Source organism: uncultured Rhodococcus sp. (genome assembly GCF_963525155.1).
GTDB lineage: Bacteria > Actinomycetota > Actinomycetes > Mycobacteriales > Mycobacteriaceae > Rhodococcus_F > Rhodococcus_F qingshengii.
In genome coordinates, this window is the sequence record NZ_CAURKP010000261.1 from 1 (window position 1) to 5,768 (window position 5,768).

The following is a 5,768-nucleotide window of genomic DNA, read 5'->3' on the forward strand; positions in this document are numbered from 1 at the left end:
AACTGCATCCGGCTGTTCTCGAGCGCGCGGGACTGCCCGCGCGCACCTGTGCACTGGAAATCGATCTCGACGCTTTGCCATTGGTCGAGAATCTGCCCGCGCCGCGCATTTCGCCATTCCCCGCAGTGCTCCAGGACGTGGCAGTTGTTGTCGATCGCGACATTCCGGCAGCCAAGGTGCAGGAAGCTCTGCGTTCCGGCGGCGGTGAGCTTCTCGAAGACATTCGCCTCTTCGACGTCTTCGAGGGCGAGCAGGTCGGTGAAGGCCGCAAGTCGCTCGCGTTCGCGTTGCGATTCCGTGGTGTCGACCGGACGCTGACCGAGGACGAGGCGAGTGCCGCGCGCGATGCAGCAGTGGAGGCGGCTTCCAAGGCTGTCGGTGCGCAGATGCGTGGCTGATTTCCTCAACTGATCACAGAGCCCACGACCGTTGCCGGTGGCGTGGGCTCTGTCGTGTTATCGGCTTTTCGACTGAGGTGAATCGGAAAGCCACACATCTGGCGCAACGGTGTCCGTCCGTCGCCCTTGCTGGTCGAGCACGTGGCCGAGCAGTTTGCGCAAATACAGCACGATGGATCGTTCCGTGACGCAAAGACCCGGAATCTCCTTGCGCAGACGAGTTTCGAATGCATCGAGTTCTGCAGGAGAATGCAGCCACAACTGAACCACCAGGTTGTCGGCGCCCACCACCGCGAAACAGTTTCGGACTTCCGGCGCTCGGCTCAGCACTCGTCCCGCCGTATCGAGAAGCTCGGGTTCGACGCGGCACCACAAAGTGGCGAGCACGGGAAGCCCGGCCAGCGGCCGCGCGAATTCACACCGCAGCGCCACCAACCCCGAAGACGTGAGCCGGTCGATCTGGCGTTTGCACGCAGCGGGACTGACACCGATCGCGTCGGCCAGTTCCTTCATGGGAGTGCGCCCGTCGTAAGCGAGCTTCGTCAGAACCTTGCGATCCTGTTCGGATATCCCGGTCGGCCGAGCGCGCACGGCAGTACGGTTTTCGCTGGTGGTCAGCACACCCTTCTCGGACGGTGCCAGCGCATTGAGTCTCCATCGCCCACCTTCGGTGAACCAGCGTGTGATGATCGAGGTTCGTGTCGCCAGTACACCGTCGATCGTTGCGACGTCTTCCGAGATGAAGCGCGACATCGACGCCAGGTCCGCGGTACCGGCTGTGACGAGCAGATCTGCTCTGCCCGTTGATGCTTCGATGGTCACGGCGTGAGCCGAGCGAGTCAGCCGTGCCGCGACGGTGTCGAGAAGAGCAGGTGAGCAATCGATTTCGATGATCGCTGTGACGATGCTGCCCAGGACCTGTGGCCCTGGAGTGACCGTGACCCAGGCCAACGACGATTCGGAGAGTCGATTCCAACGACGGGCGAGAGTCGCGGCGTCGAGTTCGAGTGGTCCGGCCAACGAAAGCCACTTCGATCGCGGTGCGAGCTGGAGCGCATTGATTATCCTCAGATCGATTTCATCTATCCCGCGACCGTTGCCGGTATCTGGTGCGCTCATAACGTCATTATCCGGCATATTTCTGCAAGATTCGGACTATCTGCGACGCTCGACGGATGATCACAGAGGAGAAGTACGCGCTGATCGGAGCGGGCCCGTCTGGATTGGCCGGCGCGCGAAACCTCGATCGGGCCGGGATAGCGTTCGACGGCTTCGAGAGCCACGACGACGTCGGTGGGCTCTGGGACATCGACAACCCGCACAGCACCGTCTACGAGTCGGCGCACCTCATCTCTTCGAAGGGCACCACCGCATTCGCGGAGTTCCCGATGGCGGATTCGGTGGCCGACTACCCGAGCCACGTCGAACTTGCCGATTATTTCCGCGACTACGCCGATACTCACGATCTTCGCAGGCACTTTGCCTTCGGCACTACCGTCGCCGACGTTTCGCCGGTCGATTCGCTGTGGCAGGTCACCACGCGCAGTCGCAGCGGTGAGACAACAGTCGCGCGGTATCGAGGCGTGATCATCGCGAACGGAACGCTGTCGAAGCCGAACATGCCGACTTTCCGGGGCGACTTCACCGGCACGTTGATGCACACGAGCCAGTACCGCAGCGCCGAGATCTTCCGCGGGAAGAAGGTACTGGTCATCGGGGCGGGCAACAGTGGATGCGACATCGCCGTCGATGCCGTCCACCAGGCCGAGTGCGTCGACCTGAGCGTTCGGCGAGGATACTACTTCGTCCCCAAGTATCTGTTCGGCCGACCCTCGGACACCTTGAATCAGGGAAAGCCGTTGCCGCCGTGGATCAAACAACGCGTCGACACCTTGGTACTCAAGCAGTTCACGGGTGATCCGGTGCGGTTCGGATTTCCGGCACCGGACTACAAGATCTACGAATCGCATCCGGTCGTGAACTCGTTGATCCTGCACCACATCGGGCACGGTGATGTGCACGTGCGCGCCGACGTCGACCGGTTCGAGGGGAAGACGGTGCGGTTTGTCGACGGATCGTCTGCCGACTACGACCTCGTTCTCTGCGCCACGGGGTATCACCTCGACTATCCCTTCATCGCGCGCGAGGACCTGGACTGGTCGGGTGCTGCCCCGGACCTGTTCCTCAACGTCGCGAGTCGCCGCCACGACAATCTCTTTGTTCTCGGCATGGTCGAAGCATCCGGTCTCGGATGGCAGGGCCGTTTCGAGCAGGCCGAGTTGGTGGCCAAATTGATCACCGCACGTACCGAAGCCCCCGCCGCGGCGCGGGAATTCTCGGCGGCGGCGGCCGGTCCTCCTCCCGATCTGTCCGGGGGATACAAGTACCTGAAGTTGGGACGAATGGCCTACTACGTGAACAAGGACGCTTACCGATCGGCGATCAAGCGACACATCGGACTGCTTGATGCCGCTCTGACGAAGGGAGGACAGTGATGCCGATCGACGACGTGGTGCTCAACTTCAACCCGGGATCGTTGATGATCCTCAACGTGGTGCTGGCCGCGATCATGCTGGGGATCGCCCTCGACACCTCGGTCGACGACTTTCGTCGTGCGCTCACCAAACCCAAGGCGATGGCGGTGGGTATCGCTGCCCAGTTCCTGCTGCTGCCGGCAGTGACTTTTCTGCTGACGCTGATTCTCTCGCCCGCTCCCTCGGTAGCGCTCGGCATGATCCTGGTGGCGTGCTGCCCGCCGGGCAATATCTCGAATGTCCTGACTCACCGGGCGGGCGGCGACGTCGCACTCTCGGTGTCCATGACGGCGGTGTCGAACGTCCTCGCGATCTTCCTCATGCCGCTCAATCTCGCGTTCTGGGGGAGTCGACGCCCGGAGACCGACGCTCTGTTGCAGTCCGTGAACCTGAATGCGCTCGAGATGGTCGCGCAAATCGCCCTGATCATCGGCGTGCCGTTCGTTCTCGGCATCTGGGCGGCACAAAAGTTCCCGGAGATCGCCGCGAAAGCGCAGCCTTGGGTGAAAAACGGTTCGTTGGTGGCGTTGTTGATCTTCATCGTCGCGGGTGTGTCAGGGAATGCGTCGTACTTCGTCGACCACATCGGGGTGGTACTGCTCGCGGTCTTCCTGCACGACACGGTTGCCCTCGCACTGGGATACTTCTGCGGCGCCGTCACCGGGTTGAACGAATACAGCCGTCGCGCCGTCTCTTTCGAGGTCGGCATCCGCAATGCCGGACTGGGGCTTGGCCTGGTGTTCACGTTCTTCGACGGGCTCGGTGGCATGGCCGTCGTGGCCGGCTGGTGGGGGATCTGGGACATCATCGCCGGGTTGGCTCTGGCGACGATCTGGTCCAAGCGACGCGCCCGAAAGGCGGTACCGGCATGACCGTCGCACTCGTCACGGGCGGGAACGGGTTCCTGGGTACCGCTGTCATCGACGCACTGATCGCGCAGGGCATCGCCGTCGTCTGTGTCGACCTCACGGTCAAGGACACGCCCGACGATCGCATCCGCCGCGTCAGGGCGGACGTCTGCGACCCCACAGAGTTGGGGCGGGTGTTCGGTGAGTACCGACCGAACGTCGTGATCCACCTTGCGTCCATCGTGAATCCCGGCAAGAACACGACAGCAGAGCAGGAGTACCGCGTCGACGTCGACGGGACACGAAACGTGCTCGCGGCCTGCGTCGAACACGGGGTTGGACGGATCGTCGTGTCTTCGTCCGGAGCGGCGTACGGCTACCACTCCGACAACCCACCGTGGATCACCGAGGACGTACCTGTCCGAGGCAACGACGAATTCACATACAGTCGCCACAAACGCCTGGTCGAGGAGATGCTCGCCGAATATCGCGTCGAACACCCGGAGTTGGAACAGGTTGTCTTCCGGATCGGCACGATCTTGGGTGAGAGCGTCGACAATCAGATCACCGCGTTGTTCGATCGCCGCAAGCTGCTCAAGGTTGCCGGGAGCGACAGCCCCTTCGTCTTCGTCTGGCACACCGATGTCGCGGGCGCTTTTGCGGAGGCCGTGACCGGAAACCAAGTGGGTATCTTCAATGTCGCGGGCGACGGCGTGCTGACCGTCGACGAGTTGGCTTCCCGGATGGGCAAGAGCACGGTGACGCTTCCTGCATGGTTGCTGCGAGGCGTTCTACGCGTCGGACGGCGATTGGGCGTAACGGAACACGGTCCGGAGCGCGTCGGATTTCTCCAGTACCGACCGGTTCTCGACAATCGGCGGCTCAAGGAACAGTTCGGATACGTCCCCGAATACTCGAGCGAGGAAGCGTTTGCCGCGTATCTCGCGTCACGCTGACCCCTTCGACGGACGGTCGTGGAAGGATCGGAATTGTCCGTCGGCGTTTTCGAGAAGGGACTGACAGTGTCACGAAATGATGGGTCCGAACATGATGGGTCCGTGCACCAGGTAGTCGAGGCCGCCAGTGCACTCGACGACAAGGACTTCCTCGCGGTCGTCCGCGCAGTGGTCGAGCGTCGTCCGAGTTTGTCGGTCCTTCTTTCCGTGGTGGACACCGCTGCCGCGAGCCTCGAGCCGAACCGCGTCGAGGACGAGAACGAGATCACCGACGCCGAAGAAGTCGAACTACCCGACACCGTTGTGGAGGTCGACGAGATCATCGACGTCCCGGTGGTACTTGCGACCGATCCGAAAATTCCCGAACCCGACTACACCGAAGGGGGAGTGCCCACTTTCGACCGCGTTCGGGAGAAGATAGAGGGGCGCTTCGGTACTTCCATAGGTTCGTCCGAACTGGCGCACGAGAGTCCTGCCGGAAAGTCCGTCGACGAGCAGTGGGACGAGCGCCAGAAGGCCGCAAAGGCCAAGCTCGAGGAGATCCGGCGATCCATGGGTAAGTAATTATGCATTCCGATGCACAATGATGCATACTGTGTGACATGACTGAAGGTGGTACGACCGAGAACGCACGCAAGCCGATCAGAGTCGCCGTCGCCGGCGCCAGTGGGTACGCCGGTGGTGAGGTTCTGCGTCTGCTCCTCGGGCACCCGTCCTACGCCGACGGCAGTCTGGTGATCGGTTCGCTGACCGCCGGTGGCAACGCCGGTTCGACGCTCGGTGAGCATCATCCGCACTTGCTTCCACTCTCTTCGCGGGTACTCGAAGAGACCACTGTCGAAATCCTCTCGGGTCACGACGTCGTCTTCCTCGGTCTCCCACACGGAAATTCGGCTCAGTACGCCAAGTTGCTGCCCGAGTCGACGGTCATCATCGACTGCGGCGCGGACTTCCGGCTGCAGGATCCCGCAGCCTGGGAGAAGTACTACAAGAGCACTCATGCCGGTACCTGGCCATACGGTCTTCCTGAAT

At 62.2% G+C, this 5,768-nt stretch carries 5 protein-coding genes and 2 pseudogenes; 6 read left to right on the forward strand and 1 reads right to left on the reverse strand.

Annotated features, from left to right (window positions below; all coding sequences use genetic code 11):
- A pseudogene (locus RWT78_RS27575) lies at positions 1 to 398 on the forward strand (phenylalanine--tRNA ligase subunit beta); the annotation flags it as partial.
- Between the two features lie 57 nt (positions 399 to 455).
- On the opposite strand, the gene RWT78_RS27580 reads toward RWT78_RS27575, so the two are convergent.
- Positions 456 to 1,517 (reverse strand): Lrp/AsnC family transcriptional regulator, encoded by a 1,062-nt coding sequence (locus RWT78_RS27580; protein ID WP_228401013.1) that lies wholly within the window; start codon positions 1,515 to 1,517, stop codon positions 456 to 458.
- 56 nt (positions 1,518 to 1,573) lie between these two features.
- Between RWT78_RS27580 and RWT78_RS27585 the strand changes: the two genes are divergently transcribed.
- The 5 genes and pseudogenes from RWT78_RS27585 to RWT78_RS27605 all read left to right on the forward strand — a co-directional run.
- The gene (locus RWT78_RS27585) at positions 1,574 to 2,893 is read left to right on the forward strand and encodes an NAD(P)/FAD-dependent oxidoreductase (protein ID WP_064075619.1); all 1,320 of its coding nucleotides are present in this window, start codon (positions 1,574 to 1,576) and stop codon (positions 2,891 to 2,893) included.
- On the forward strand, positions 2,893 to 3,804 hold the full coding sequence (locus RWT78_RS27590) for a bile acid:sodium symporter family protein (protein WP_193595257.1): 912 nt from the start codon (positions 2,893 to 2,895) through the stop codon (positions 3,802 to 3,804). Before RWT78_RS27585 ends, RWT78_RS27590 begins: the two co-directional genes overlap by 1 nt.
- Positions 3,801 to 4,736, forward strand: a complete 936-nt coding sequence (locus RWT78_RS27595) for an SDR family oxidoreductase (RefSeq protein ID WP_314682358.1) — start codon at positions 3,801 to 3,803, stop codon at positions 4,734 to 4,736. The genes RWT78_RS27590 and RWT78_RS27595 overlap by 4 nt, the downstream gene beginning before the upstream one ends.
- Positions 4,737 to 4,838: 102 nt before the next feature.
- A complete protein-coding gene (locus RWT78_RS27600) occupies positions 4,839 to 5,300 on the forward strand; it encodes a hypothetical protein (RefSeq protein WP_314682361.1) in 462 nt (153 codons plus the stop codon).
- A gap of 38 nt (positions 5,301 to 5,338) precedes the next feature.
- Positions 5,339 to 5,768: pseudogene (locus RWT78_RS27605) on the forward strand (N-acetyl-gamma-glutamyl-phosphate reductase); the annotation flags it as partial.

Coding starts and splice junctions, on each gene's coding strand:
- RWT78_RS27580 (WP_228401013.1), bottom strand. CDS start 1,517: ATGAGCGCACCAGATACCGGCAACGGTCGCGGGATAGATGAAATCGAT.
- RWT78_RS27585 (WP_064075619.1), top strand. CDS start 1,574: ATGATCACAGAGGAGAAGTACGCGCTGATCGGAGCGGGCCCGTCTGGA.
- RWT78_RS27590 (WP_193595257.1), top strand. CDS start 2,893: ATGCCGATCGACGACGTGGTGCTCAACTTCAACCCGGGATCGTTGATG.
- RWT78_RS27595 (WP_314682358.1), top strand. CDS start 3,801: ATGACCGTCGCACTCGTCACGGGCGGGAACGGGTTCCTGGGTACCGCT.